This is a genomic window from Marinobacterium weihaiense (genome assembly GCF_019061305.1).
In the GTDB taxonomy this organism is placed as follows: domain Bacteria; phylum Pseudomonadota; class Gammaproteobacteria; order Pseudomonadales; family Balneatricaceae; genus Marinobacterium; species Marinobacterium weihaiense.
The window spans coordinates 1-25,603 of sequence record NZ_JAHQZT010000028.1 but is presented as its reverse complement, the minus strand read 5'-3'; the positions used below and the strand labels follow the sequence as shown (position 1 = coordinate 25,603).

Below are 25,603 nucleotides of genomic sequence, written 5' to 3'. Positions count from 1 at the left end.
CCGCGCGCACCACCATAATAAGGAGAACACCATGGATCATCAGGACCTGCCACTGCCGGTCGGCCAGTACGCCCAACTCGAAAACGGTCTGACCCTGCATTATCTGGACGTGGGCGAAGGCCCCGTGGTGCTGTGGCTGCACGGCAGTGGTCCCGGCGCCAGTGGCTTCAGTAACTTCAAGACCAACTACCCGCTCTTCGCCGAGGCCGGTTACCGCAATATCGTGCTCGATTTGCCCGGCTTCGGTCGCTCCAGCAAGCCGGAAGATGCCCATTACAACCTGGAGTTTTTTGTCGAGTGTCTGAACCAGTTCCTGCAGGCGACCGGCATCGAGCGCTGCACTCTGCTGGGCAACTCTCTGGGCGGCGCCATCGCACTGGGTCAGGCACTGGCGCATCCGAGCACGGTTGAACGTCTGGTGCTGATGGCACCGGGTGGCGTGGAAGAGCGTGAAACCTACTTTCAGATGGAAGGCATCGTGCGCATGGTCGAAGTGTACGGCCAGGGTCCGATGGGCGTTGAAGAGATGCGCCAGGTGATGCAGCTGCAGCTGTTTGACGCCTCCCAGCTGGATGACGAACTGCTGAAAGAGCGTGCCGCCGTGGCCGTCACCCAGCCGGCCAACCTGTTCTCCACCATGATGGTGCCGAACATGACCGAACGCCTGGGCGAGCTGACCTGCCCCATCCTCGGCTTCTGGGGCAACAACGACCGCTTCAACCCGGTCGAAGGCGTCTTCAAGTTCCTCGACAAGGCACCTCACGCACGCTTCCTGATGCTTAACCGCTGCGGCCACTGGGTTCAGGTGGAACACACCGACCTGTTCAACCGCACCTGTATCGATTTTCTGCAGCACGGTTAAGCCGCACGCAGACAGGAGTGAGAGCTATGGCCGCTTATCAACATCTTTTTACCCCGGGCAACATCGGCTCCCTGGAGCTGAAAAACCGGATTCTCATGGCCCCCATGGGCTCCAACTACGCCGAGCAGGACGGCACCTGTGGCGAACGTATCCAGGCGTTTTATGAAGCCCGTGCCAAGGGTGGTGCCGGCATGCTCACCATGGGCGTCTGTTCCATCGCCTACCCGGCTGGCACCGCCGAGCCCTACCAGGTCGGCGTATCCTCGGATGACTTCATCCCCGGTCTTAAGCAGCTGACCGACCGCGTCCACAAGCACGGCGCCAAAATCGCCATGCAGCTGCAGCATGCCGGCAAGACTTCGGTACGCGACCTCGCTGAAGGTCGTGAGCTTTGGGTGCCGTCCATGCCGCCGGCTGCCAACACCGATATGTTCGCTTCCCTGACCCAATCCGAGCTGGGCCGCTTCATCAGCTCGTCCAAGGGCCGCGAAAAATCGGGCGTGCGCATCCGCGTGATGGAAAAGGACGATATTCGGCAGATGGTGACCTGGTTTGCCGATGCCGCCGAGCGCGCGCAAAAAGCAGGCTTCGACGGCGTCGAGATCCACGCCGGTCATACCTATATCATCGCCGGCTTTCTTTCGCCCTATTACAACACGCGCGATGACGAATACGGCGGCCCGCTGGAAAACCGTGCCCGCCTGCTGCTGGAGGTGATTCAGGCGGTACGCGAGCGCGTGGGCCGGGATTACCCTGTGTGGATGCGCATGGACGCCATCGAACTGGACCTGCCAGGCGGCATCAGTCTGGAAGACGCCACCCGCACGGCGCAGATGGCTCAGGAGGCCGGCATTGATCTGATCAGCGTGTCCGCCTATGCCAACCTGAGCAGCGGCAACGCCTTTACCAAGGCCCCGATTCCCCAGGAACGTGCCATGTTCCTCGACTGGGCCGCACACATCCGCAAGGCACTGAACATTCCGGTCACTGCCGCCGGCCGCCTGGACCCTGAGGTTGCCGACAAGGCTGTTGGTGAGGGCAAATGCGATTTCGTCGCCATGGGCCGCAAGCTGCTGGCCGACCCCGAGCTGCCGAAAAAGCTGGAAGAAGGCCGCGCCGCTGACGTGCGCCCCTGCATCTACTGCTATGCCTGTGTCAGCCAGATTTTCGTCAACGAGCGGGTCAAGTGCGCCGTCAATCCGCAGACCGGCCACGAGTCCGAGCTGCAGTTGATCGCCAGCGATCAGCCGAAAAAGGTGCTGGTCGTCGGTGGCGGTCCGGCCGGCCTGGAAGCCGCTCGCGTCAGTGCCCTGCGCGGCCATCAGGTCACCCTGGTGGAACGCAGCGGTCGCCTGGGCGGCACCCTGTTCTTCGCCGCCCTGGCCTACCCGGAAAACGGCCCGCTGCTGGATTACCTGATCAAGCAGGTACGCGATCTGCCCATCGAGGTGCGCCTCAATACCAATGCCGACGAAGCCCTGATCAATCAGCTCAAGCCGGATCAGGTCATTGTCGCGGCCGGTGCCCGACGTAATGCCCCGGATATTCCCGGTGCCGACCAGAAGCATGTCTGGTCCGGCGATGAGCTGCGCAAGCTCATGACTGGCGAAGGCGATGACATTGCCAAGCGCAAGCTCAGCATCACCCAGCGCATGATGATGAAGTCAGGCTCTTTGGTCGGTGTCACCGACAGCACCGAGGCGATCCAGAGCCTGTCCAAACTGTGGATGCCCCTGGGCAAACAGGTAGTGATCATTGGTGGCGGTCTGGTCGGTCTGGAACTGGCCGAGTTCCTGGTCGAGCGCGGCCGCCAAGTGCAGGTGCTGGAGCCGGGCGCGGACCTGGGCGCCGAGCTGTCCATCGTGCGCCGCTGGAAGGTGCTGCACAATTTGGAAAGCCATGGCGTGACCATGGTCAAGCACGCCCGGGTGCAGACCATCGGCAAGAAGAGCGTCAGCTACTCCGACCAGGAGGGCAACTGCCACGAAGTCGCAGCCGATTCCGTGGTACTGGCCATCGGCGCCGAAACCAATCCCTGCCTCAGCCGCTGCCTGGAAAAAGGCGGTACCGAGGTGATCAATATCGGTGATGGCGCTGACGTCGCCTATATCGAAGGCGCCCTCAAGACCGGCATGCAAGCCGCCGTGGCCGTCTGACAACCGCGGGGCCTTATGCGGCCCCGCCCTTCATTTGTTTCACCCGCCCTGCACCCTCGCCAATCTGGCATATACTGCTAAGAACTGCCTGCAATGGATGGCAGCCATTCCCTTTTGATCAAACCTGCTTGCTCAGCGGAGTCGGACGATGACCATCAGGAACAAGCTCATAGCACTGGTCGCACTGGCCGCACTGGCCATGGCCGCCGTTTATGGAATGATGCAGTCAGTACTCAACACCCTGGACCAACTCCAGGGCGCCATCATCAAAATCCAGGTGGTCGAAAACAACATGATGATGATGCGGCGTCACGAAAAGGACTTCATGGCCACGCTGGACCCGGATTATCTCGATCACCATAACCGCAGCGAAACCGCCATGATGGACAACCTGGATCAACTGGGCGAACAGCTGCTCGCCACCGGCTTGGATGCCAGCCGCACCAGCGACATCAAGCGCCTGCTGCAAACCTACAACGACCGTTTCAAGGCGCTGGTCGCCCAGCATCAACAGATCGGTCTGACGCCCGATGCAGGGCTCTATGGCGCCATGCGCGAGTCCGTCCACCGGGCCGAGGCACTGATGACAGAGGCCGGTTCACTGCCGCTGCAGGTGGCGATCCTGCAGTTGCGCCGCAGCGAGAAAGACTTTCTGCTGCACAGCCAACCGGAAGAACTGCAGCGTTTCAGCCAGCGCATAGCCGATGGCCTGGACAAGGTTGCCATCGACCCGCTGCTTGACCCGGTACAGAAACGCCAGGCCCGCGAGGCGCTGGATGACTACAGCCGGGCTTTCCTGACGCTGGCCACGCAGATGGAACGGGTACTGCCGACACGAGCCGACAACCCGGAGAACCTGGTCCGCCAGATGTGGAGCGCCATTGATGCCACACAGCAGCAGATGGATGCATTGGTGGGCGAACTGGAAAACGCCGTTGCCGAACGCACCCGGCACGAGCAGCTGCTGGCCACGGTGACCGCCGCCGTGCTGTTGCTGCTGGTGGTCGTGGTCGCGGGGCTGCTGGCACGCTCGATCCTGTCACCGGTCGGCCGCCTGGCCGAAGTGATGAAGCAGGCGCGCGACGAACAGAACCTGACTCTGCGCTTTGATGCCCGTGGCAAGGACGAAATCGCCGCCATGGGCACCGACTTCAACAACATGATGGACGCCTTTCAACAGTTGATCGAGCGGGTCAACCAAGCCGCCGTCCAGCTCAGTACCGCTGCCGAAGAAGTGTCGGCGACCACCACGGAAACGTCCCAGGGCCTGAGCCAACAGCAACACCAGGTAGTGCAGGTCGCGGCCGCCGTGCAGGAGATGGAAGGCGCCATGCAGGAGATTGCCAGCCATACCGAGACCACCTCCAGTACCGCACAGGAATCCCAGCAGAATGCCCTGAACAGCCAGAAGACGATCAGCCAAATCATCCAGGCCATTCACCATCTGGCGGAGCAGATCCACACCACCTCCGAGAGCGTGGAAGCCCTGCAGGCGGATGCCGAGCATATTGGCACCGTCCTCGACGTGATCAAGGGCATCGCCGAACAGACCAACCTGCTGGCGCTGAACGCGTCCATCGAAGCGGCCCGTGCCGGTGAACAGGGACGGGGCTTTGCGGTCGTGGCCGATGAGGTCCGCAGCCTGGCGGCCCGCACCCAGGGCTCGGCCACCGAAATCGAAACCATGATCAGCGAACTGCAGAGCCGTACCCGCAAGGTGGCGGAGCTGATGCACGCCAGTGCCGAACAGAGCCACCGTAATGCCACCAGCGCCGAGAGCAGCATTCAGGCGCTGGAAACGATCGTCGCCGGCGCCGGCATGATCGTCGACATGACCACACAGGTGGCCTCGGCCACAGAAGAGCAGGCCGCCGTGGCCGCCGAAATCACCCGCAACGTGGAACAGATCCGCAGCATCATGGACACCGCCAACGAGCAGGTGCGCCAAAATGCCGTCGCCAGCGACGAGGTCGCCAAACAGGCCACCCGTCTGCAGGACTCAGTGTCGGCGTTCAAGGTCTGAGCCCTTCACTCCGACCGCCAGGCCCCGGGTATCACGGCCGGCGCTTGGCGACAGGCGCTTTCACACCCGAAACGTCATCACCAGCCGGTTGAGCCGCTGCTCCAGTTCACTCATGCCCCGCGTCGTCTCGGCCAGAATGCCGGCGTTGTGATCCGCCTTGTCGGCAATGACGGCCACCTGCTGCACGCTGGACGCGATCTCGTTGGCAACGGCGGTCTGCTGCTCGGCCGCGCTGGCGATCTGGGTGTTCATTTCATTGATGGTCGCCACGGATGCCGTGATCTGGTGCAGCGACTGGCTCGCCTCGGACGCCCGTGCCGTGGTGGCACTGCTCTGCTCACGGCTGTTGGCCATTACGCTCACCGCTTCACGGGCCCCCTGCTGCAGCCGCTCGATCATGCTCTGGATCTGTTCGGTGCTCTGCTGGGTCCGGCTGGCCAGAGTGCACACTTCATCGGCCACAACGGAAAAACCGCGCCCCTGATCACCGGCACGGGCCGCTTCGATCGCGGCGTTGAGCGCCAGCAGGTTGGTCTGCTCGGCAATGTCGCTGATTACGCCGACCACTGTGCCGATAGTGTCGGCATCATCGCCCAGGCGGGTGATCACCTCGGCCGAGCGGTGCACATCATCCGCCAGGCGATTGATGGACGTGATGGTATCGGCCACCACCCGATCACCACTGTGGGCATCCTCATCCGCCTGCCGGGCAGCCTCGGCGGCCATGGTGGCGCTGGCGGCCACTTCCTGTACAGCGGCGACCATCTGCTCGATGGCCGCGGCGGTACGGCCGGTATCGTCACGCTGCTGACGGGTATCCTGCTGGGTTTGATCCACCACGGTGCTCATGGAACGGGTGGACTCGCTGAGCGAGCCGACCGCCGCCTGCACCTCTTGCACCAGCTGGTGAATCTTGTCGACAAAGCCGTTAAAACCGCGCGCCACATCGCCCACTTCATCCTGGCTGTGCACGTCCAGTCGTCGAGTCAGGTCACCTTCGCCTTCGGCGATGTCCAGCAGCGCCTGTGCCGTCTCTTGCAGAGGCGCCAGCATCCGACGCGACAGCAACAGGTTCACGGCGCTGACCAGCAGCGCCAATACCAGGCCAGAGGCCAGTATCCAGATCAGGGTTTGGGTAACGGTATGAGCAATGCTGGCTTCCCGGCGGGCCACTTCGGCATCAATATCGTCGGTAAAAAAGCCGGTGGCAATGACCCAGCCCCAGACCTCGATCTCGCGGGCGAAGGTTAACCGTGGCGAGGGCTCGGCACCAGCCTCACGCGGCCAGCGGTATTCGACAAAGCCGCCGCCTTCCAAGGCTTTATCGATCACTTCTTTCACGAACGGCTTACCGTCTGGATCGGTAATGTCGATCACCGACTTACCGATCGAGGCAGGATCGCCAGAATGAAACACGATATTGCCATCCAGGTCATAGCCGTAGATGAAGCCGTTGTCACCGAAGGTCATGCCGTTAAGGACTTCCGTGGCCTGGGCGATCTTTTCGTTGTAGCGCATGTCCAGCCGGTGCTGGAGCGGCCGGATGGCCCCCATGGCCATGTCGATGTAGTTCTGCAGTTCCTGCTGGCGGGCATTGAGCATCTCGCTGCGAATGCCGGCGACCTCCTCCTGTTCCAGTCGCTGCAGCTGCCACTGCACCACCAGCATCACCGCCAACACGACCAGAATCATGGGCACGATGGAGATGGAGAGGAATTTTGTTTTTACTTTCATTGCCGTCCCTCATCAGAGACACCTACTGGCCGCGCGCACGCAAAAACCGGCATCGGGGCCGGTCCAGCAGGTGTCGATTAGTGTCAATGGAATAACGGCAGAGCAACCGCTCGGCTACTCTGCCGTCTCGATCAGGCCGCCTCCAACAGCGGTGCCGCCCGATCAAGGTGGTAATCCGCATCGCCCAGCAGGGCCTGTAGGGTGCGAATGCGCTTGAAGTAGAAGCCCACGTCCAACTCATCGGTGACACCGATGCCGCCGTGCATCTGCACGCCCTCATTGCTGACCTTGTCCGCCATCTGCCCGACCTTCCACTTGGCCAGACTGGCCAGCCGGGACGCCTGGGGATCACCGGCATCAATCGCCGCCAGTGCCGCCATGAGACTGGAACGCGCCAGTTCAAGATCCACGTGCATCCAGGCCGCGCGGTGCTGCAGCGCCTGGAAGGAGCCGATGGGCACGTCAAACTGTACCCGGGTGCGCAGGTATTCCAGGGTCATCTGGAACAGGGCTTCGCAGGCGCCCTGCAGCTCGGCGGCGATGCAGACACGGCCCCGGTCCAGCGCCTGCTCCAGCACGGCCGCGCCCTGATCCAGCTCACCGATCAGCGCATCCGGCGCGACCTGTACCTGCTGCAGCTGCAGCCGGGCGTAGTTGCGGGCATCGATCAGGTTCTGGCGGCTGACCACCAGGCCCTCGGCATCGGCCGGCACGATAAACAGGCTGATCGCGTCACTTGCGGCACCGGTCCGGGCCGCCACGATGAAAGCGTCGGCACCCAGGCCGTCCACGACCATCACCTTGTCACCGCTGAGCGCGAAACCGCCGTCGGTACGCGTCGCCTGCAGCTGCAGCTGGTCCGGCGCATGACGCGCGCCTTCATCCACCGCCAGCGCCAGACGTTTGCTGCCGCCGATCATGTCGGCCAGCCACTGTGCCTGCTGGGCTTCGCTGCCGCCCAACTCCAGTACCGAGCCACAGAGCACGATGGAGGACAGCAGCGGCGAGGCGCTCAGGTGGCGGCCGGCCGATTCGAACACAGCCCCCATGCCGGTGTAACCAAAATCCAGGCCGCCGAGGCTTTCCGGGAAGGCAATGGCGCTCCAGCCCAGCGCGGTCATCTCCTGCCAGACACTCGGTTCATAGCCCAGCTCGTCGCCACGATCACGCAGCGCCCGCATAGAGGCCACCGGGCTGCGCTCGGCACAGAATTCCCGCGCCGTATCCAGCAGCATGCGCTGCTCTTCGTTATAGATCAGGTTCATTTAGCGCCTCCTTTGGGAGCATCGGGCAGGTCCAGTACGCGCTTGGCGATCACGTTCAGCTGCACTTCCGACGAGCCGCCGGCAATGGTCTGGGTATAGCTGAGCAGCCAGGCCTTGCTGATGGCCAGCTCCTGTTCGCTGAACTCGTCACCGTCCCAGCCCAACGCACGGTGGCCCATGGCATCGACCAGCAGTTCGAATTTCTGCTTTTCCTGTTCGCTGTGCACCAGCTTCATGATGGCGGCAATGCCGCTGACATCCTGGCCGGCGCGTGCCTGCTGGCCCATGCGCTGCACGGTCAGGTTGTAGGCATGTTCATCCAGCGCCGCCGCCTGAGCACGGGCACGCAGGGCAATATCAGACGGACGGTCGGACGCGGAACGAGGCAGGTAATCGCCGACGATGCTCATCAGGTCAAAGTGCGTCGGCAGGCTGAACTCGCCGAACTTGGACATGGCGCTGCGTTCGTGCTGCAGCAGGCGCTTGGCCAGGGTCCAGCCGCCGTTCAGCGGCCCGATCAGGTTTTCCTTGGGCACCTTGACGTTGTCGAAAAACACTTCACAGAAGGTGGACTTGCCGCTGATCAGGTCAATCGGGCGCGCATCTACGCCCTCCGCATGCATGTCCAGCACCACCAGCGAAATGCCTTCCTGCTTCTTGGCGCTGCTGTTGTCGGTGCGCACCAGGCAGTACATCCAGTCGGACTTGTCGCCGTAGGAGGTCCAGATCTTGCTGCCATTAACCACGAAGTGATCCCCCGCATCCACCGCGGCGGTGCGGATATTGGCCAGGTCGGAGCCCGCGTTGGGTTCGCTGAAGCCCTGACACCAGCGCACTTCGCCACGCGTCATCGGCGTCAGCAGACGCTGTTTCTGTTCCTCGGTGCCGAACTCCAGCAGCACCGGGCCCAGCATCCAGATACCCAGGTTGATCTGCGGCGGGCGGCACTTGAGGCGCTTCAGTTCCTGCTGCAGCACCGCATCCTGCTCCGGCGTCAGGCCACCGCCACCGTAGGCGGCGGGCCAGTCCGGGCAAAACCAGCCCTTGTCACGCATGCGCTCGAACCAGAGGCGCTGATCTTCAGTGGCGAACTCGACCCGGGAACCGCCCCAGACCAGCTCGCCGGCCGCTGCCGGGCCGCGCAGCGACTCGGGGCAGTTGGCCTCGAGCCAGGCGCGGGTTTCGGCGCGAAAGGTTTCAATTGCACTCATTATTGTTATCTCCTCGTGCAGGCTTAGCGGCCGCGCGGCATGCCCAGGCCAAACTGGGCAATCAGCTCGCGCTGGATCTCGTTGGTGCCGCCGCCGAAGGTCAGCGTGACCGAGGCGCGCACCTCGTATTCCAGCTCGCCCATCAGCAGGGAGGCGGCCGAGCCCTCACGGATCATACCGTTGGCACCGACAATGTCGACCAGACGACGCAGAATCTCGATGGCAGATTCGGAACCATACACCTTGGTAATCGAGGCCAGGGCCACGTCCATCTGCCCGGCTTCCAGATCGGCGGCAATACGGAAGTTGATCAGACGCATGGCTTCCAGGCGCGAGTAGCACTCGGCCAGTGCCGAGCGCACCCAGGCCTTGTCCATGGCACAGCGACCGTTTTCATCCTTGGTCTTGGCCCAGAGGTAGACACGCTTGAACAGCCCCACCACCTTGTCGGACCAGGAGCCCAACCCCAGGCGCTCGTGGTTGAGCTGGGAGGTGATCAGCTTCCAGCCGCCGTTGAGTTCGCCCACCAGCATCTCGCGCGGCACCTTGACGTTGTCGTAGTAGGTCGCCGCCGTCGGGTTGGAACAGGTCGGGATGACGGTATGGGAGAAGCCCGGATCCTGAGTGTCGACGATCATGATCGATACGCCCTTGTGACGTGGCAGATCCGGATCGGTACGGGCGGCCAGCCAGACGTAATCAGCCGATTCGGCACCGGAGGTCCACAGCTTGTTGCCGTTGACGACAAAATGATCGTCCTCGACCCGGGCACTGGTCTTCAGCAGTGCCAGGTCGGAACCAGCATCCGGCTCGGAATAGCCGATGGCGAAGTTGATCTCGCCGTTGGCGATGCCCGGCAGGAATTTCTCCTTCTGCAGTTCGGTACCGAACTCCATCAACGCCGGGCCCACCGTACTGATAGTCACGAACGGCAGCGGTGCACCGGCGATGTTGGCTTCTTCAAAGAAGATCAACTGTTCGGTGGCGGCATAGCCCTGGCCACCGTGTTCCTTGGGCCAGCCCACGGCCAGCCAGCCATCCCTGCCCATCTGGCGGATGGTGTCGCGGAACTCGTCACCGCCTTCCTTGCCACGCAGGGAGCTGCGCAGCTCCGGTGTCATCAGGTTGGTGAAGTAATCACGAATTTTCAGTCGCAGCGCATGCTGCTCGGGTGTCAGATCGACAAACATGTGACCTCCTTAGCTTGCGCTCAGAATCAGACCGCTGGTCGGCACGCCGGTGCCGGCAGTGACCAGTACGTTTTCCACGTCATCCACCTGGTTGACGGCGCTGCCGCGCACCTGACGCACGCCCTCGGCCACCCCGTTCATACCATGGATGTAGGCCTCGCCCAGCTGGCCGCCATGGGTGTTGATCGGCAGCTTGCCGCCACGGGCATGATGCCCGGCACGGATGAAGTCCTTGGCCTCGCCACGCTTGGCAAAACCGAACTCTTCCAGCTGCGGCAGCACGAACGGCGTGAAGTGGTCGTAGATCACCGCAGTCTGGATATCGTCCGGGGCCAAACCGGACTGGCGGTACAACTCGCGCGCCACCACGCCCATCTCCGGCAGGCCGGTGATGTCTTCGCGGTAGTAGGACGTCATGATCTGCTGGCCATCGGCGATGCCCTGGGAACCGGCCTTGATCAGCACCGGCTTCTGCTTCAGATCCTTGGCACGGTCGGCGCTGGTGATCACCATCGCCACGGCACCGTCAGACTCCTGACAGCAGTCGAGCAGGTGCAGCGGCTCGCAGATCCAGCGCGAGTTCTGGTGGTCTTCCAGGGTGATCGGCTTCTCATAGAAGAAGGCGTTGGGGTTGGTCGCCGCGAAATCACGCACCGCCACCGCCACGCGACCGAAGTCTTCCGAGGTGGCGCCGTAGGTGTGCATGTAACGCTGGGCAAACATGCCAACCCAGGCCGCCGGGGTGTGGAAACCGTGCGGCATGTACCAGCCGTAGTTGACGTTCTCGAAGATCGGCGTATCGGCAAAGCCGTAGCTGCCGGTACCGAAGCGGTACCAGGAGCGCTCGTTCATGGCGCGGTAGACCACCACGGTCTTGGCGACACCGGTGGCCACGGCCATGGCCGCGTGCATGATCGGCGCACAGGCGGCGCCACCACCGTGCGGGATCTGGGAGAAGAACTTGACGTCCTTGCAGCCCAGCAGACGGGCGATCTCGTACTCCGGCACCTTGTCCACGGAGTAGCTGCTGAAACCGTCCACTTCGGACGGATCGATACCGGCATCTTCCAGCGCGGCCAGGGTGGCTTCCATCGCCAGGCGCAGCTCGGTCCGGCCGGAGTTCTTGGAAAATTCGGTGGCGCCAAGGCCAACGATGGCGGCCTTGTTGCTGATGTTATCGCTCATTCTGTTCTCCTCCGGCTCAGGGCAGCGTGACCGCCACCGTACCGGTGACGTGATTGCCCATGGAATTCTTGCCCTTCAGGGTCACTTCGGCGGTGCGGGTGTCCGCATCCAGCGCGGTGATCTCGCCCTTGAAGGTCATGGTGTCGCCGGGATAGTTCGGCGCGCCCAGGCGGATTTTCAGATCCTGAAAACGACCTTCAGGGCCGCACCACTGCTCGACAAACCGCTCCACCAGCCCACTGGTGGTGAGGATGTTCATGAACACATGGGGAGAACCCAGTTCCTGAGCCGCATCCTTGTCGTGATGCCCCGGGAAGTAGTCACGGGTCGCGATGGCACCGCCGGCGATCAGCGCCACGGTGATGGGGATTTCCAGCGCCGGCAACTGATCACCGAGGCTGACGTCTTCAAATCGCATGGTTTTCATCGAGGTCATATTTCCATCCCAGGGTATCGTGAGTTGCCAACCAGTCACCGAGACGCTCAAGCGTGGCTCGGCTGCCGCCCAGGCCCAGACTCAGGGCGCGGCTCCAGTAAAGAAAACGGTGAATCGGATAGGTCTTGTCGACGCCGATGCCGCCATGCACGTGCTGGGCAACATGCCCGATCTTGTGACCGGCTTCGCTGGCCAGCCAGGCCGTGGCCAGCGCTTCGGACGGCGCCGGCAGGCCGGCATCCAGGCGGTAGCACAGCTGCCACAGCGCCGAACGCAGGGTTTCCAGCGCCACTTGGCAGTCGGCCATGCTCATCTGCACCGCCTGGAACTGGCCAATGGGTCGGCCGAACTGAACACGCTCGCTGACGTATTCAACGGTGCGGCGAATCTGTTCGGCGCTGACGCCCAACTGCAGGGCTGCCTGCGCAGCGATGGCGCGGGTTTCCAGCCAGTCGGTGGCTTCCAGCGGCAAGACTGCCTCCGCCGGCAGCTGGACCTCGTCGAATTCTAGGTCGGCCACGCTCTCGCCCTGGGTCAGCACGCCTTCGACCCGCTTGAGACCGGCGGCATCAAACCCGACACAGGCCGGGCGCACGCCCTCTTCTGTCTGTACCAGCACCAGCGCCGCTGCGGCCTCGCCCGCCCCCGGCACCGCATGGGCGATACCCTCCAACACCCAGCCGTCGGCATTGCGGGTGGCGGTCAGGTCCAGGCCGGTCGCACGGCTCTGATCGGCGGTGTTCAGTGTCAGTATCTGCTCGGCCGTCGCCGCCGATTCCAGCACAGTGGCAAAGTGCTCGGGTGCAAACTCGGCCAGTGCCGCGGCCGCCACCTGATGGCGCCACAGCGGCACCAGGCCCAACCCCTTGCCCTGAGCTTCCAACACCAGCATCAGTTCGGTCATGCCCAAACCACTGCCGCCCGCTGCTTCCGGGATGTACAGTGAGTGCAGGCCGGTTTCGACACAGGTCTGCCACAGATCCTGCATCAGGGTGGCGCCGGCTTCATCGAAGTCGCGCAGCTTCTCGTCGGTGCAGAAGTCGGTAAACAGCCCGCCCGCCATGTCGGCAATGGCGCGCTGGTCTTCAGTCAGTGAAAAGTCCATGCTTCCTCCTCAGGCGGTGGCCGGTCGAAACAGCGGCAGCGTCAGTTCATCATCGAAAGTCTGGAACTCGACCTCGACACGCTGGCCAATCTCCAGGTCAGACGGATTCACACCGGTCAGACCGGCGGGGATGCGCACCCCCTCGTCCAGCTGAATCAGGCCGATCGGGTTGGGGTAGTCAAACGGCGGTACTTCCGGGTAGTGCATCACCACGAAAGAGTAGAGTTCGCCCTTGCCGGTGCTGACCCGGTAGTCCAGTTCAAAGCTCTGGCAGTGGCTGCACACCGGCGCCGGCGGATGCTGCAGCTTGTTGCAGCTGGTGCAGTGCTGAATGCGCAGTTCACCGGCTTCGCAGCCTTCCCAGAAGAAACGGGTGTCATCGCTGATGCCCGGCTTGGGACGCTTGATCGTGGGGACCGCAGATTCGCTCTTTTCGACCGCCTTGGGCTGCTGCGCCGGCTTGAACTTGATCACGCGGAACAGCAGTTCACCCACTTTCTCGTCGCCCTCGGGCTTTTCAGAGAAGAAGGACATCACCTGAGTCACGAAGAAACCGGTGCCCAGGGCCGTGGTTTTCTCTTCGCTGACTTCCTTGATCAGGGTGGTGTAGTAGAGTTTTTCACCCATGCGCACATAGCGGTCAAAGCTCAGCTCGGAGTTCACCGCCACCACCGCCGGGTACCCCTGGGCTTCGATCAAGCCCAACACTTCATAGGGGTTCTCATCGGTGGAGCCCGGCGGGTAGTTGTTCATGTGCAGCCCTTCCAGACACCAGGCCTGGAGCATGGCCGGGGGCGCAACCAGTTCACCGAACTCGGTGGTGGCGGCATAGTCAGGGTCGGTGTAGAGCGGGTTGTCCACGCCCATCACCTCACACCATTGCCGAACCATCGCCGGGTTTACTTCGTCCCATGCGTAGATGCGGCCATATTCCCGCCCCACCATGGAACGTACTTCCGATAACCATTCGTAATCAGCCAAGATACGTCTCCTTTGCGATATGGGGCCACCCGGTCGCGGGCGGCGCCGGGTTGTATTCAGTTGTCGGCCGTTTGGGCCTGCAAGAATGCGGGTTTTTCGCCACCGCCGTTCAGCAGCAGGTTGCTGCCGCCGGCATAGGAGGCCAGTGGTGAGGCCATGTACAGACAGCCGTTGCCAATATCTTCCGGCGTGGCCATGCGGCCGGCCGGGATGGTGGCGGCCACGGCGGCAATACCGGCCTCGTCACCAAAATGCAGGTGAGACTGCTCGGTTTGCACCAGGCCGGGGCTGACCGCCGTGACGCGTACCTTCGGCGCCCACTCCACCGCCAGCGATGACGTCAGTGACAGGATGCCAGCCTTGGCGGCACCGTAGGCGGCGGTACCCGGTGAGGCCCGCAGCGCGCTGATGCTGCCGATAAAGATGATGCTGCCGCCCTGCTCCTGCTGCTGCATGTGGCGGTTGGCCAACTGTGCCAGGTTGAGCGGTGCGATCAGGTTCAGACGCAGAATGCCCTCGTGGAAGCGTGGCGACACCTCACCGGCCAGCGCATGAGGCGCGCCTCCGGCATTGTTAACCAGCACGTCCAATCGACCGTATTCATTGACAATGGTCTGCAGCAGCACTTCGGCCGCGTCATAGTCGCGCACATCCAGCGGCATGAAGACGGCTTCGCGATCGTTGGCGCTGGGCAGTTGTTCCGGTGCATTACGGCCGCATACAATCACGGTGGCACCTGCCGCCAGAAACGCGCGGGCGATACCGGCACCGATTCCCTTGGTGCCACCGGTCACCAGAACCACCTGACCGCTGTAATCAAACTGCGTCATACACGCCTCCTTATTTTTCTTGATGTCTGCAGTCTAATCAGCGGCCCGTTACTCACTCTTCGTCTGAACGGACGATGTTTATTTGCCCCGTGCTGACAGAATCGCCATCACTATCCATTGTCAGCGAGGCGAGTGCCGTGACCGACTCACAACGTCCCGAAGATACCCTGCTGCTGGAGCGTCCCGAGCCCGGCATCGCCGTGCTGCGGCTGAACCGCCCGCACGCCACCAACGCCCTGAGCCTTGAACTGCAGCAGCAGCTCAATCGTCGCTTTACCGAGCTGGCCGACGACAACAGCGTGCGCTGTATCGTGCTGACCGGCGGCGACAAGGTCTTTGCCGCCGGCGGCGACATTACCGGCCTGATCGACGCCGATCCCATCGAGATCTACAAGCGTCATACCGAACGGGTCTGGGCGCCGATCCAGCACTGCCCCAAGCCGGTGGTGGCGGCCATCTGCGGCTATGCCTTCGGCGGCGGCTGTGAACTGGCGATGCATGCCGACATCCTGATTGCCGGCGAAGGCGCCAGCTTCTGCCAGCCCGAGATTCGCATCGGCATCATGCCGGGGATCGGTGGCACCCAGCGCCTGGTGCGTGCCGTCGGCAAGACCAAGGCCATGAGCATGGCACTGACCGGACGGCCGATTACCGCACAGGAAGCCTGGGTGGGCGGACTGGTCAGCGAGGTCTGCCCGGATGACCAGGTCATGACTACGGCGCTGAAAACCGCCCGTACCATCGCCCGCATGCCGCCGCTGGCGGTGGAACAGATCAAGGAGTGCATCCTGCATGGCATGGATGCGTCACTGGAAAGCGCGCTGTCACTGGAGCGCAAGGCCAACGCCATGCTGTTTGCCTCCCGTGACCAGCATGAAGGCATGCAGGCCTTCCTGGACAAGCGCCACCCCGACTTTACGGGCCAGTAAGTGCGGCCACACTGAACATTCAGCCGCACTCGTCACCGACACATAAGATCAACAAGGAGACGTCACACATGGAACCGCTGTTTTCACTCAAGGGCAAAAATGCTCTGGTCACCGGCGCCGGTCGCGGCATGGGACTGGGCGTGGCCCGTGCACTGGCCCGTCAGGGCGCCCGCGTAGCGATCAATGACTTCTATCAAGACCGCGCCGATGCCGCCGCCGAACAGCTGCGCAGCGAAGGCTTTGATGTCATCGGTGTCGCCGCCGACATCACCGACCCGGCTCAGCTGAAACAGATGGTTGCCGCCGTCAATGACGCCTTCGGCAGTCTGGACATTTTTGTCGCCAATGCCGGTGTTCCCACCGATGGCATGGGCTATGGCAAATTCTTGGAATCCGACCCGGCGCAGTGGCAGCAGTTTCTAGATCTGAACCTGAACGCGCTGATGCATGCCGCCCAGGCGGTTCTGCCCGGCATGCTGGAACAGGGCTGGGGCCGCTTCATCTGCATCACCTCCGAATCCTGGCGCGCCGGGGTGCCCATGGGTATCGCTGCCTATGCCGCCTCCAAGGCCGGTGCTGTCGGCTTCATCCGCCAGCTGGCCGCCGAAACCGGCCGCCAGGGCGTCACCGTCAATGGTCTTTCGCTGGGCACCATGAACAACTGGGAAGGATCGGAAAAAATCGCGGCCAAGAGCTGCATGGTGCCCCGCGCCGGTTCACCGGAAGACGTGGGCGCGGGCGTGGCCTACCTGGCCTCCACCGAAGCCAGCTGGGTTACCGGCCAGATTCACCCCCTCAACGGCGGCAGCCTCACGGCATAAGCGCCGCTGCTGAACCAAGCAATACCTCTGTTGCACTTGCCATCTCGCATGGTTTTTTGCCCCCGGCGGCCGCACACCCCGGGGGTCTTTTTTTGCCCGTTTGCCCACTCCCTTCGCGCGCAAGGCGAGCTTCCATGCCTTCATCAACACGGCTGCATGTGAGCGCGCCTGCAACAGACTGTATGGCCGACGGACCGCGCCCGTCAGATGCCGTCCATGCGCGCCGGCTGCTGGTTCAGTGCCACGTCATTGGGCGGGTTTTCGATGCAGCGGGTGCCGCCAGGATGGTAGATGTAGGGCACGCAGCCGTTGCAGTGGGTGCAGCCGCTCTTGCTGACCAGGCCCTGCTGGAACTTGCGCACCAGCTCGGGATCATGCAGCAGCGGGCGGGCCATCACCACCGCTTCAAAGCCTTCCGCCATCGCCGTTTCCACATCCGCCATGGAGGAGACGCCGCCCAGATAGCCCAGCGGGATATCCAGTGCCGCGCGGATCTTGCGCGAGTAATCCAGGAAATACATGGGGCGAAACTTCACCTGGGGCACACCCTTCTGTGACAGCTTAATCATGGCCAGCGTCAGCTTCTGCTCCGCCAGCACCTTGCTCATCTCGTCCAGATTCATGTTGCTGCCGAACATGAACCAGCCGGATTCAATGTTGCGACCGCCAGAGAGCACCAGCATGTCCGCCCCCGCATCCTGCAGGAGACGGCCGGTAACGATGGCATCCTCGACCGTTGCCCCCCGACGCACGCCATCCGCCACATTGATCTTGGCCAGTACCGCCAGATCCTGGCCCACCGCCTGCTTGACCGCGCGCAGCACCTGAGCCGGAAAACGCGCCCGGTTCTCGGCACTGCCGCCGTATTCATCCTTGCGCTTGTTGGAGAGCGGCGAGATGAACTGATTCAACAGGTAACCGTGGCCCATGTGCAGCTCGACGGCATCAAACCCGGCCTCGCGACACAGCTCGGCGGCGCGCACGAACTCCCGCGTCACCTCGGCCATGTCGGCTTCCTTCATGCCCCGCTGCAACAGGTTGCCGCACAGCAGCCCTGCCTTGTTGATGCCGGAAGAGGCGCTGATGGTACGCCCCTTCACCCGGATGGAAGTGATGAAGGAGCCACCGTGCGTCAACTGCATGGAGATTTTGCCGCCTTCGGCGTGCACCGCATCGGTCAGCACCTTGAGGTCCGGAACGATTGCCTCGCGCAGCCAGATCTGATTGGGCAGGGTACGGCCACGTTCGGATACGGCCCCGTAGGCCACAGTGGTCAGGGCCACGCCGCCGCGCGCCATGTCACGGTGATGCTTGACCATGGCCCGGGTTGGCGTGCCATCCAGACTCATGGCCTCGTTGGCGCCGGCCCGGATGAAACGGTTGCGCAGGGTGATCGGCCCCAGCTGCACGGGAGTAAACGCTTGCTGTCGGTGTTCGGACATGGGATTTCCTCGTCAGATCAAGGTGACGCTCAGCGCCACCGGGGCTCGCGCGGCATCTCCAGCCCACGCTCGGCAATGATGTTGCGCTGGATCTGGTTGCTGCCGCCATAGATGGTATCCGATCGCACGTACAGAAACAGCGACTGCAACCGATTCAACGCGTAGGGCGCCGCCTCCAGCAGCTGTCCCTGCTGGCCACAGACATCAATGGCCAACTCACCCAGACTGCGGTGCCAGGTCGCCCAGAACAGCTTGTAGATCAGGGCCTCGCGCTGCAGGCTGCCATCGCTGCCGCTTTGGCCGGAGAGCATGCGCAGGCTGTTGTAGCGCATGATCTTCAGCTCGGCATGGGCCTTGGCGATGCGCTGACGGATCACCGGATCACGATCCTTGCCGTTTTCTTTCGCGACGCGGATCACTTCATCCAGCTCGTTCTGGAACTGCATCTGCTGTCCCAGGGTGGATACGCCGCGCTCGAAGCCCAGCAGTCCCATGGCCACCTTCCAGCCATCGCCGGGCGCACCGACAATGTCACCGGCACCGCAGACCGCATCATCGAAGAACACCTCGTTGAACTCGGATGAGCCGGTGATCTGCTGGATGGGGCGCACCTCGATGCCTGGCTGATCCATCTTCACCAGGAAGAAACCCAGCCCCTTGTGGCCAACGGAGTCCGGATCGGTACGGGCGATCACGAAGCAGTAATCGGACTCATGCGCCAGCGAGGTCCAGACCTTCTGGCCATTGATGACCCAACGGTTGTGCTCGGCATCGAAGCGCGCCTTGGTTTTCACGTTGGCCAGATCGGAACCGGCCCCCGGCTCGGAGTAGCCCTGGCACCAGAGTTCGGTGCCGTTGAGGATGCCCGGTAGATAACGGGCCTGCTGCTCGGGCGTACCGAAGGCGATCAGGGTCGGCCCGGTCAGGCCTTCCCCGATGTGCCCCACACGCCCCGGCGCGCCGGCACGGGCGTATTCCTCGAAGAAGATCACCTGCTGCTCAATGCTGCAGCCGCGACCGCCATGCGCCTTGGGCCAGCCAACACAGGTCCAGCCCCCCTCGGCCAGGCGCTGTTCCCACCGCTTGCGCTCGTCGGGGAAGCTGTGTTCATCACCGGGGCCACCACGGAATTTCAGTTGGGCGAACTCGCCGGTCAGATTGGCCGCCAGCCAGTCGGCGACTTCGGTACGAAAACGTTCGTCTTCAGCGCTGAAGCTCAGTTTCATGCCTGCTCTCCTTCATCCAGCAACAGCCGCGCCAGGGCTTCGCGGTGTTCGCTCACGTTACCCAGCATCAACTCGCTGGCCTTGGCACGCTTGAAATACAGGTGCACGTCATATTCCCAGGTAAAGCCGACACCGCCATGCATCTGCAGGGCTTCACCGGCATTAAGGAGGGCCGCTTCCGAGCAATAGGACTTGGCGATGGCCGCGGCCTCGGACAACTCATCCGCCAGCGCCCCGCCCTGCCAGGCTTCGTCCGCCACACAGGCCGCGTAGTAGCAGGCAGAACGAGCCACTTCCGTGCGCAACATCATGTCCGCCGCCTTGTGCTTGATCGCCTGAAAACTGGCAATGGGGCGACCAAACTGCTCACGCTCCTTGGTGTATTGCACCGCCAGGTCCTGCACCTGCTGGGCCACGCCGACCTGCTCGGCGGCCAAGGCGACCGTGGCCAGCTGCAAGACCTGCTCCAGTATGGCGCCGCCCTGCCCATCCCCTGTCAGACAGGCCTCGGCCGGCAATTCAAGACCGTCCACCTGGACCCGTGCCAGATGGCGCGTCTGGTCCAGGGTGGGCGTCCATTGCCGGTGCAGCCCCGCATGTTCGGCATCCACCACGAACAGGTGCACACCCTCGCGCCCCCGGCTGTCCGGCAGGCGTGCCGCCAGCACCAGCAGGCCGGCCGTGTGGCCATCCACCACCAGCCGGTAGTCGCCGCTGATGCGGTAACCGTCAGCGGTCGGAGTGCAGGTCGCCGTGACCGCGTCACACCCCGGCGCCTCCCGACCGATCCAGGCCAGGCCGGCCGTTTCACCCGCCAGCAGCCGTTCCAGCCAGGGTGTTGCCGCCTCACCGCCGGCTAGCTGCAGGGCCGGCAGCGCCTGACCGACGGTGGCGAAAAAGGGGCTGCACGCCAGATAGCGTCCCATCTGCTCCATCACCGCAACCAGTTCGACATACCCCAGCCCCATGCCGCCCATCGATTCGGGCAGGGTAATGGCATGCAGGTAGAGGTCATCGCACAGCTGCCGCCAGAGCGACAGGTCATGACCCGATTCGGTGGCCATCGCCTCTCGCACTGCCGCCGAGGTTGAACAATCGGCCAGGAAACCCGCGGCTGTTTCGCGGATCATCTGTTGTTCTTCAGTAAAGCGGAACTCCATAGGGTGTCGCTCCGTGTTGAGTGGATAAAACGGGCACCCCTGGGGTGCCCGCCATCAGTTAAAGACCCGCGCGGCGTGCTGCCTGAGGTCCAAAGTCGCGATCCGACAGATCGCCTTCGTTGAGGGTGTAGCCCTTGGGCTGTTCATTGATCAGGTTGAACGCCAGGTAGCTGCCGGCCTGAAGGTCGTGGTAGAAACCCACGCCCGCCTGCCAGGTCTGCGCCTCATAGGCATAGAAATAATTCACCATGGAGGTACGCCACAGGCCGCCACGGGCGTCATAGTTATCGGCCATCACCATGAACCAGGTGTCGGCATCGATGTACATGTGACGCTTGCCGTAGATATGGCGGTAATCATCCTTGAGGTTGGCCTCCAGTACCCACACGCGCTGCAGTTCATAGCGCATGTGCTCCGGGTTGGCGTGCCCCGGTGTCAGCAGTTCCAGACCGCTCTTCGGGAAGGGGAACAGGATCCCGCCGGTGGTCGCCTCGACCCCCTCGCCGTCGTTGACCAGCTTGGCGCTCTGCGCATTCTGGCGTGTTACCTCACATACGTTGTCCGGGAAACGGAAATCGCGTCGGGACGGGTAGACCGGCATCTGGAAGGTATCGGGGTATTTCTCAAACAGCGCCTTCTGCCCCGCCGACAGCTTGTCGGCATGCTCAGCCATGTTCTGCGCCGTGATCACGAATTTAGGCGTATCCTGCGGGTAAGGGTCCACCGGGTGGTTGCCGGTGCCTTCAAAATTGACATGGTCCGGCACGCCCTGCCACTTGCCGCTCCACTCGGGAATGGTGCCCGCGTCATTGCCGGCTTTGAGCGAGCCGACACAGGTGCGGCTATTGCCCAGTTCGGCCAGTTCTTCGGCAGTGGCCGCGGCCAGCGCGGTGCCACTGAGCAGTGCGGTATGCAGCGCGATCGCGGCTGCCAGCGTTGAGTACTTCATTTTCATCTCATCATCCCTGCGGTTCAGAAGGTGTATTTGGCGCTGAGCGAGACATAGTCGCGGTCAGACATCATGCGCTTCTTCTCGAGACTGGCGGAGCTGAGGTAATTCACCCAGGTGAGGCCCAGCTGCATGTTGCCCAGGTATTCGAAATCGGCCCCCAGCGTGAGGCGTTTTTCGTCACGGCCCAGACCGGCGCCGGCAAAGCCGCTGCCATCGATGTTCTGGGTCCAGATCGCCTTGGTGGTCAAATCCCAGCCGCTGAAAATGCCCGGGTAGTCCATGAAGGCCGCCAGTGACATGGCCGCATTGTTGCGGGTCTGACCATCATATTCGAAGCGGTCGTGTCGACTGCTGACACCGCCGGAGGTGATGGTCAGGGTATCCACATCATGAATGCGCTCGTGTACCACTTCCGCCATCAGGGTGGTCTGCTGTGCCAGCGCGCTCGGGCCCATGATGTAGACGCCGTTCAGGTTGGTCTGCAGGTAGCTGCCACGTGTCGGCGCACCGTTTTCAAGGTATACCGGCGCCCCGTCGCGGTAACTGATGTCACCGCCGAGCTGCACATCGCCCACCTTGGAACTGATGCTCACACCGGTCAGCTTGATGTCGTCGAAGTAGCCCAGCTTGTAACAGGCATTGCCACCCGTACTCGCGGTGCAACCGTTGAAGCCATCAAACGAGGAGTAGCGAGTATCGCCGGTAAAGTCGGTAAACAGCGCTCCGACCCGATCATGGTAACGGTAGTGAAACAGACCGATTTCGGTGCTGTCGCCCATCAAGTAACGAGCGCCGACGCCCCACTGACCGCTGTCATCCGGGCGGATTTCACCGGCATAGTTGATCACCGCCGGAGACGGCAGCGAGCCGATCGGACCGGTGGCTAGGCGAATGAACTGCGCACCGGGGCCGAAGGTGTCGTTGCCGAAGAAGTCCCCAACAGGGTTCAGGCGGGTCTTTTCCCAGTCATACTGGTAGAAGCCGGTCAGGGTCAGGTTATCGGTCAAAGTCAGGCTGGCAGACAACTGTCCCACCGGCAAATAACCTTCCTTCGCTTCGGTACCAGGCACGTTGAACACCGCCGCATCCACCGGCAGCTGGCCCTGGCTGATATTGGGGAAGAATAAGCTCTCGCCCCAGGCGACAATATGGCGACCGGCCTTGACCGACAGATAGTTGTTGTCACCGATGACAAAGTTGCCGTAGACAAAGGCATCCAGCAGGCGCGGGTCATAGCCGCTGAGCTCACGCGTCTTGTCGCTGAACTCATCAAAACGGCCCACCTTGTTGACAGTGCCCGGCGAGTCGTTGTCGTTGCTGCTGCGATAAACATCATCGTAGAACATGCTGGCCCGCAGCATGGCACCGAGGTTGTCATGACGAATGCGCACCTCGCCCAGGGCGTTAAGCCGGTTGTTGATCAGGCTGCCCTTGTCGAAGTTGCGCGTGGCATCATCGCCATTGATGTCGTTGAGATAGACATTCGACGGTGATGAGGTACGTGCCGACGCGGTATAGGACAGGGTCAGCGAAGAGCTGACCTCGGTATCGTCACCGATATAGATGGTCTCGAACGCATGTGCCTGACCAACGGCGACAGCGAGTGCCAGCGGCAGCAACCCCGTGCGTCCTACAGGAATCCGTTGCTTAATCATGATTGCCCTCCAATGAGCATGATTATTGTTGTTATCCCGCGACCGAAAGATGGCCACTTGACCATGCTCGGGCAGGCAGGGGCCAGACTCATCGTTGATTCAGACTAGAAATGCATCACGACTGACCCGGCGCAATGTTGTGCGTGCGGGCAAAGGGCTGGGCGTGCACGGTGCGGTATTGGTACTCCGCCGCCTGCTCGGACGTGGCCAGCCAGTGCAGTACGGCCGCCGGCAGTTCAGGCTCGGCCACGCCCTTGCCCAACGCATCAATGCCCTGATCACCGATGGTCGCGCGCAGGGTTTCGGTATTCACCACACCGGGATTGACGGTAAAGGCACGAATGCCCTGGTCGCCATGCTCGCGGGCAATAATGCCCGCCAGGCGCGATACCGCCGCCTTGCCGGCACCATAGGCGTAGCCCCAGCCACCCGCCGTGGCTGGTACAGGCGGGTCGGATTCCCCGGCCCCGGAGGTGATGTTGATGATGCAGCCCTGCCCCCGTGCCAGCATGCCCGGCAACACCTGCTGGGTAATCTGTACCGGCGCACTGATGTACCCCTGCGCCATGCGCGCCAGGGTGTGCGGCTGCAGCGCCAGAAACGGCGCGTTCAGATCCGGGCCCTGGTAGATGGCGTTGTTGATCAGCACATCGATATGGCCATAGTGGTCCAGCACGGCCGTGACCGCCTGACTGACCGATTCGCTGTCGAGCAGGTCCATGGGGACCACCTTGACCTCGACACCGAACGCGCGCGCCTGCTCGGCGGTCTCGTTCAGGCTGCCGGCCAGCGGCTGACCGTCGGCGGTACGAATACTGTGCGGATGGGTATCGCCATTGGCGAGGGTGCGGGCGCTCAGTGCCAGATCAAACCCGGCACGGGCAAATTCGATAGCGGTGGCGCGACCGATGCCACGACTGGCACCGGTAATGAAGACGACCTGCCCCATGGCTGTCCCTCCTCTGGTTGACGTTTGATGACAACCAGATTGCTACAGCCGGGGGCGGATCACATACCTCAACAAGACGAGGTTATTGGTCAGTGTTCCTGATCACCTTGCCCCAGTGCGGCCACACTGTTGAGGAAGATGCGCACCAGTTCGGTCTGGCGGCGGACACCGGTTTTGGAGAAGATGGCGCGCAGGTGGGCACGGGCGGTATTGCGGCGAATATTCAAGGCTTCGGCGGCTTCTTCCAGTGACAGGCCGTTGGCCAGCTGGATCGATAGCGCCGTTTCGGCCGGGGTGAGACCGAAGAGTTTCTTGGCCACCTCATTGCTGGCCTGGGACTTGCCCACGGCATCGCGGATATAGACCACGGCCGCCGGCTGGCCCTTGCCCTCGGCCCAGGCGGTGGACGGAATCGACTCCACCACCACCCCCAGGCTGACCTCACCGGAGGGCCGGGTGACCGACATGGCTTCAGGCAGGGTTTTGTCACCCGCCGTACGCTTGCCTTCAAACGTTTCCTTGATCAGACGGCGCAGTTCCCGGTTATCACTGGGATAACTGGCTTCCAGCCGACCGCCCACAACCTTGAGGCCATCGCCGGATTCCAGAATCTCCTTGGCAAACACGTTTTCATCCAGGATCTGGCCGCTTTCGTCGATGACGACGGTGGCGATGGACAGGCGGCTGATGGCCTTGGAATACAGCGAGCCCATCACCTGACTGCGATCCAGCAGGTTGCGAATATTAAGCGCGCGGCGAATGTGCGGCAGCAGAAAACGGCACAGTTCCTTGTCGTCTTCACTGAAGGCCGCTGAGGACTCGGGGCGGGTGATACGGAATCTCAGGGTACCTGAATCCGGGGTGGAAATGTCCACGGCCATAACATGGTAGACGTCGTTGCAGGCACACCAGTGCTTGCGGTAGGGGCTATCACGCCACTCCTCTTCGCTCATCAGATCGTCGACGGTGAACACCTTGTCCGGCGTTTGGTTGGTAAAAGGCGTGAGGTTGTGGCGGTAGGGAAAGTAGACCACTTCCCCGGAATTCTGCATGTCCCCGACCGATACCATCAGTCCCAGTTCGTCTTCGGCCTGGGTGTCCGGCATTTTCAGGATCAGGGTGACATAGTTGGCTGAAAAGAGCGCCTTGAGCTGGTCAAGCGCATCGCCCCAGCCATGGTTGTCCATGGAGGCGTCATACAGTGCGGAGAGCAGGCTGTTCAGCTGCTCAACGTCCAATCGGTTCATGTGTGTACCCCTGTTATTGTTGTCTTTAGGGTGCCACGGGCCTGCGCCATACTTCATTGTGCACGCAATGGGCGTCAGGCCCGTTGATCATTCGGGCGGTCAGGCCCTCAGCTGTTGGGTCAGCTCGGGTACCAGCTCGAACAAATCCCCTTCGAGGCCGTAATCGGCCACCTGGAAGATCGGCGCGTCGGGGTCCTTGTTGATCGCGACGATCACTTTTGAATCACTCATGCCGGCCAGATGC

The 25,603-nt window shown here is 62.5% G+C and carries 21 protein-coding genes and 1 pseudogene; 5 read left to right on the top strand and 17 right to left on the bottom strand.

Translation table 11 applies throughout. The annotated features are described in order from the left end of the window. Positions 1-31 precede the first annotated feature (31 nt). From KTN04_RS14675 to KTN04_RS14665, 3 genes are all read left to right on the top strand, one after another. A complete protein-coding gene (locus tag KTN04_RS14675) occupies positions 32-862 on the top strand; it encodes an alpha/beta fold hydrolase (protein ID WP_217335987.1) in 831 nt (276 codons plus the stop codon). Between the two features lie 26 nt (positions 863-888). Then, entirely contained in the window at positions 889-3,018 is a 2,130-nt protein-coding gene (locus tag KTN04_RS14670; protein ID WP_217335986.1) for an NAD(P)/FAD-dependent oxidoreductase, read from the top strand. 148 nt (positions 3,019-3,166) lie between these two features. Further along, positions 3,167-5,041, top strand: coding sequence for a methyl-accepting chemotaxis protein (locus KTN04_RS14665; RefSeq protein ID WP_217335985.1), 1,875 nt, complete (start codon positions 3,167-3,169; stop codon positions 5,039-5,041). 60 nt (positions 5,042-5,101) lie between these two features. Here KTN04_RS14665 and KTN04_RS14660 read toward each other — a convergent pair whose 3' ends face one another. The 9 genes from KTN04_RS14660 to KTN04_RS14620 all read right to left on the bottom strand — a co-directional run bounded on the left by KTN04_RS14660 (position 5,102) and on the right by KTN04_RS14620 (position 14,978). Next, positions 5,102-6,775: a methyl-accepting chemotaxis protein gene (locus KTN04_RS14660; RefSeq protein WP_254262585.1), complete on the bottom strand. Its 1,674-nt coding sequence runs from the start codon at positions 6,773-6,775 to the stop codon at positions 5,102-5,104. Between the two features lie 131 nt (positions 6,776-6,906). Further along, positions 6,907-8,040: an acyl-CoA dehydrogenase family protein gene (locus KTN04_RS14655; protein ID WP_217335984.1), complete on the bottom strand. Its 1,134-nt coding sequence runs from the start codon at positions 8,038-8,040 to the stop codon at positions 6,907-6,909. Continuing rightward, positions 8,037-9,251, bottom strand: a complete 1,215-nt coding sequence (locus tag KTN04_RS14650) for an acyl-CoA dehydrogenase family protein (protein ID WP_217335983.1) — start codon at positions 9,249-9,251, stop codon at positions 8,037-8,039. Before KTN04_RS14650 ends, KTN04_RS14655 begins: the two co-directional genes overlap by 4 nt. A gap of 23 nt (positions 9,252-9,274) precedes the next feature. Beyond that, positions 9,275-10,441 carry an acyl-CoA dehydrogenase family protein gene (locus KTN04_RS14645; RefSeq protein WP_217335982.1) on the bottom strand — a complete coding sequence of 389 codons (1,167 nt, stop codon included), beginning with the start codon at positions 10,439-10,441 and terminating at the stop codon, positions 9,275-9,277. A gap of 9 nt (positions 10,442-10,450) precedes the next feature. Next, positions 10,451-11,626 (bottom strand): lipid-transfer protein, encoded by a 1,176-nt coding sequence (locus KTN04_RS14640; RefSeq protein WP_217335981.1) that lies wholly within the window; start codon positions 11,624-11,626, stop codon positions 10,451-10,453. A 16-nt stretch (positions 11,627-11,642) separates the two neighbouring features. Beyond that, positions 11,643-12,053 carry a MaoC family dehydratase gene (locus KTN04_RS14635; protein ID WP_217335980.1) on the bottom strand — a complete coding sequence of 137 codons (411 nt, stop codon included), beginning with the start codon at positions 12,051-12,053 and terminating at the stop codon, positions 11,643-11,645. Beyond that, positions 12,034-13,167: an acyl-CoA dehydrogenase family protein gene (locus KTN04_RS14630; RefSeq protein ID WP_217335979.1), complete on the bottom strand. Its 1,134-nt coding sequence runs from the start codon at positions 13,165-13,167 to the stop codon at positions 12,034-12,036. Before KTN04_RS14630 ends, KTN04_RS14635 begins: the two co-directional genes overlap by 20 nt. 9 nt (positions 13,168-13,176) lie before the next feature. Beyond that, positions 13,177-14,148 carry an OB-fold domain-containing protein gene (locus tag KTN04_RS14625; protein WP_217335978.1) on the bottom strand — a complete coding sequence of 324 codons (972 nt, stop codon included), beginning with the start codon at positions 14,146-14,148 and terminating at the stop codon, positions 13,177-13,179. A gap of 56 nt (positions 14,149-14,204) precedes the next feature. After that, entirely contained in the window at positions 14,205-14,978 is a 774-nt protein-coding gene (locus KTN04_RS14620) for an SDR family oxidoreductase (protein WP_217335977.1), read from the bottom strand. A gap of 137 nt (positions 14,979-15,115) precedes the next feature. Between KTN04_RS14620 and KTN04_RS14615 the strand changes: the two genes are divergently transcribed. Together KTN04_RS14615 and KTN04_RS14610 are read left to right on the top strand one after the other, a co-directional pair. Continuing rightward, positions 15,116-15,907, top strand: a complete 792-nt coding sequence (locus KTN04_RS14615) for an enoyl-CoA hydratase (protein ID WP_217335976.1) — start codon at positions 15,116-15,118, stop codon at positions 15,905-15,907. 68 nt (positions 15,908-15,975) lie between these two features. Continuing rightward, positions 15,976-16,728 (top strand): SDR family NAD(P)-dependent oxidoreductase, encoded by a 753-nt coding sequence (locus KTN04_RS14610; protein WP_217335975.1) that lies wholly within the window; start codon positions 15,976-15,978, stop codon positions 16,726-16,728. A gap of 203 nt (positions 16,729-16,931) precedes the next feature. On the opposite strand, the gene KTN04_RS14605 is transcribed toward KTN04_RS14610, so the two are convergent. The 8 genes and pseudogenes from KTN04_RS14605 to KTN04_RS14570 all read right to left on the bottom strand — a co-directional run. Continuing rightward, positions 16,932-18,170 (bottom strand): NADH:flavin oxidoreductase, encoded by a 1,239-nt coding sequence (locus KTN04_RS14605; protein WP_217335974.1) that lies wholly within the window; start codon positions 18,168-18,170, stop codon positions 16,932-16,934. A gap of 29 nt (positions 18,171-18,199) precedes the next feature. Continuing rightward, positions 18,200-19,396, bottom strand: coding sequence for an acyl-CoA dehydrogenase family protein (locus KTN04_RS14600; RefSeq protein ID WP_217335973.1), 1,197 nt, complete (start codon positions 19,394-19,396; stop codon positions 18,200-18,202). Further along, positions 19,393-20,556: an acyl-CoA dehydrogenase family protein gene (locus KTN04_RS14595; RefSeq protein WP_217335972.1), complete on the bottom strand. Its 1,164-nt coding sequence runs from the start codon at positions 20,554-20,556 to the stop codon at positions 19,393-19,395. The genes KTN04_RS14600 and KTN04_RS14595 overlap by 4 nt, the downstream gene beginning before the upstream one ends. Positions 20,557-20,614: 58 nt before the next feature. Beyond that, the gene (locus KTN04_RS14590; protein ID WP_254262584.1) at positions 20,615-21,505 is read right to left on the bottom strand and encodes a DUF1329 domain-containing protein; all 891 of its coding nucleotides are present in this window, start codon (positions 21,503-21,505) and stop codon (positions 20,615-20,617) included. Between the two features lie 23 nt (positions 21,506-21,528). Beyond that, the gene (locus KTN04_RS14585; protein WP_217335970.1) at positions 21,529-23,163 is read right to left on the bottom strand and encodes a DUF1302 domain-containing protein; all 1,635 of its coding nucleotides are present in this window, start codon (positions 23,161-23,163) and stop codon (positions 21,529-21,531) included. Positions 23,164-23,278: 115 nt separating this feature from the next. Then, the gene (locus KTN04_RS14580; RefSeq protein ID WP_217335969.1) at positions 23,279-24,112 is read right to left on the bottom strand and encodes an SDR family NAD(P)-dependent oxidoreductase; all 834 of its coding nucleotides are present in this window, start codon (positions 24,110-24,112) and stop codon (positions 23,279-23,281) included. Positions 24,113-24,201: 89 nt separating this feature from the next. Continuing rightward, complete coding sequence (locus KTN04_RS14575) at positions 24,202-25,359, bottom strand: helix-turn-helix transcriptional regulator (protein WP_217335968.1); 1,158 nt, start codon at positions 25,357-25,359, stop codon at positions 24,202-24,204. Positions 25,360-25,458: 99 nt separating this feature from the next. Beyond that, positions 25,459-25,603: pseudogene (locus KTN04_RS14570) on the bottom strand (electron transfer flavoprotein subunit alpha/FixB family protein); the annotation flags it as partial.

What these genes read in the sequence shown, in the direction of transcription:
- KTN04_RS14600 (WP_217335973.1), bottom strand. Translation starts at nt 19,396, where the DNA reads ATGAAACTGAGCTTCAGCGCTGAAGACGAACGTTTTCGTACCGAAGTC.
- KTN04_RS14575 (WP_217335968.1), bottom strand. Translation starts at nt 25,359, where the DNA reads ATGAACCGATTGGACGTTGAGCAGCTGAACAGCCTGCTCTCCGCACTG.
- KTN04_RS14660 (WP_254262585.1), bottom strand. Translation starts at nt 6,775, where the DNA reads ATGAAAGTAAAAACAAAATTCCTCTCCATCTCCATCGTGCCCATGATT.
- KTN04_RS14670 (WP_217335986.1), top strand. Translation starts at nt 889, where the DNA reads ATGGCCGCTTATCAACATCTTTTTACCCCGGGCAACATCGGCTCCCTG.
- KTN04_RS14645 (WP_217335982.1), bottom strand. Translation starts at nt 10,441, where the DNA reads ATGTTTGTCGATCTGACACCCGAGCAGCATGCGCTGCGACTGAAAATT.
- KTN04_RS14605 (WP_217335974.1), bottom strand. Translation starts at nt 18,170, where the DNA reads ATGTCCGAACACCGACAGCAAGCGTTTACTCCCGTGCAGCTGGGGCCG.
- KTN04_RS14610 (WP_217335975.1), top strand. Translation starts at nt 15,976, where the DNA reads ATGGAACCGCTGTTTTCACTCAAGGGCAAAAATGCTCTGGTCACCGGC.
- KTN04_RS14655 (WP_217335984.1), bottom strand. Translation starts at nt 8,040, where the DNA reads ATGAACCTGATCTATAACGAAGAGCAGCGCATGCTGCTGGATACGGCG.
- KTN04_RS14635 (WP_217335980.1), bottom strand. Translation starts at nt 12,053, where the DNA reads ATGAAAACCATGCGATTTGAAGACGTCAGCCTCGGTGATCAGTTGCCG.
- KTN04_RS14580 (WP_217335969.1), bottom strand. Translation starts at nt 24,112, where the DNA reads ATGGGGCAGGTCGTCTTCATTACCGGTGCCAGTCGTGGCATCGGTCGC.
- KTN04_RS14620 (WP_217335977.1), bottom strand. Translation starts at nt 14,978, where the DNA reads ATGACGCAGTTTGATTACAGCGGTCAGGTGGTTCTGGTGACCGGTGGC.
- KTN04_RS14595 (WP_217335972.1), bottom strand. Translation starts at nt 20,556, where the DNA reads ATGGAGTTCCGCTTTACTGAAGAACAACAGATGATCCGCGAAACAGCC.
- KTN04_RS14675 (WP_217335987.1), top strand. Translation starts at nt 32, where the DNA reads ATGGATCATCAGGACCTGCCACTGCCGGTCGGCCAGTACGCCCAACTC.
- KTN04_RS14665 (WP_217335985.1), top strand. Translation starts at nt 3,167, where the DNA reads ATGACCATCAGGAACAAGCTCATAGCACTGGTCGCACTGGCCGCACTG.
- KTN04_RS14650 (WP_217335983.1), bottom strand. Translation starts at nt 9,251, where the DNA reads ATGAGTGCAATTGAAACCTTTCGCGCCGAAACCCGCGCCTGGCTCGAG.
- KTN04_RS14590 (WP_254262584.1), bottom strand. Translation starts at nt 21,505, where the DNA reads ATGAAGTACTCAACGCTGGCAGCCGCGATCGCGCTGCATACCGCACTG.
- KTN04_RS14640 (WP_217335981.1), bottom strand. Translation starts at nt 11,626, where the DNA reads ATGAGCGATAACATCAGCAACAAGGCCGCCATCGTTGGCCTTGGCGCC.
- KTN04_RS14630 (WP_217335979.1), bottom strand. Translation starts at nt 13,167, where the DNA reads ATGGACTTTTCACTGACTGAAGACCAGCGCGCCATTGCCGACATGGCG.
- KTN04_RS14585 (WP_217335970.1), bottom strand. Translation starts at nt 23,163, where the DNA reads ATGATTAAGCAACGGATTCCTGTAGGACGCACGGGGTTGCTGCCGCTG.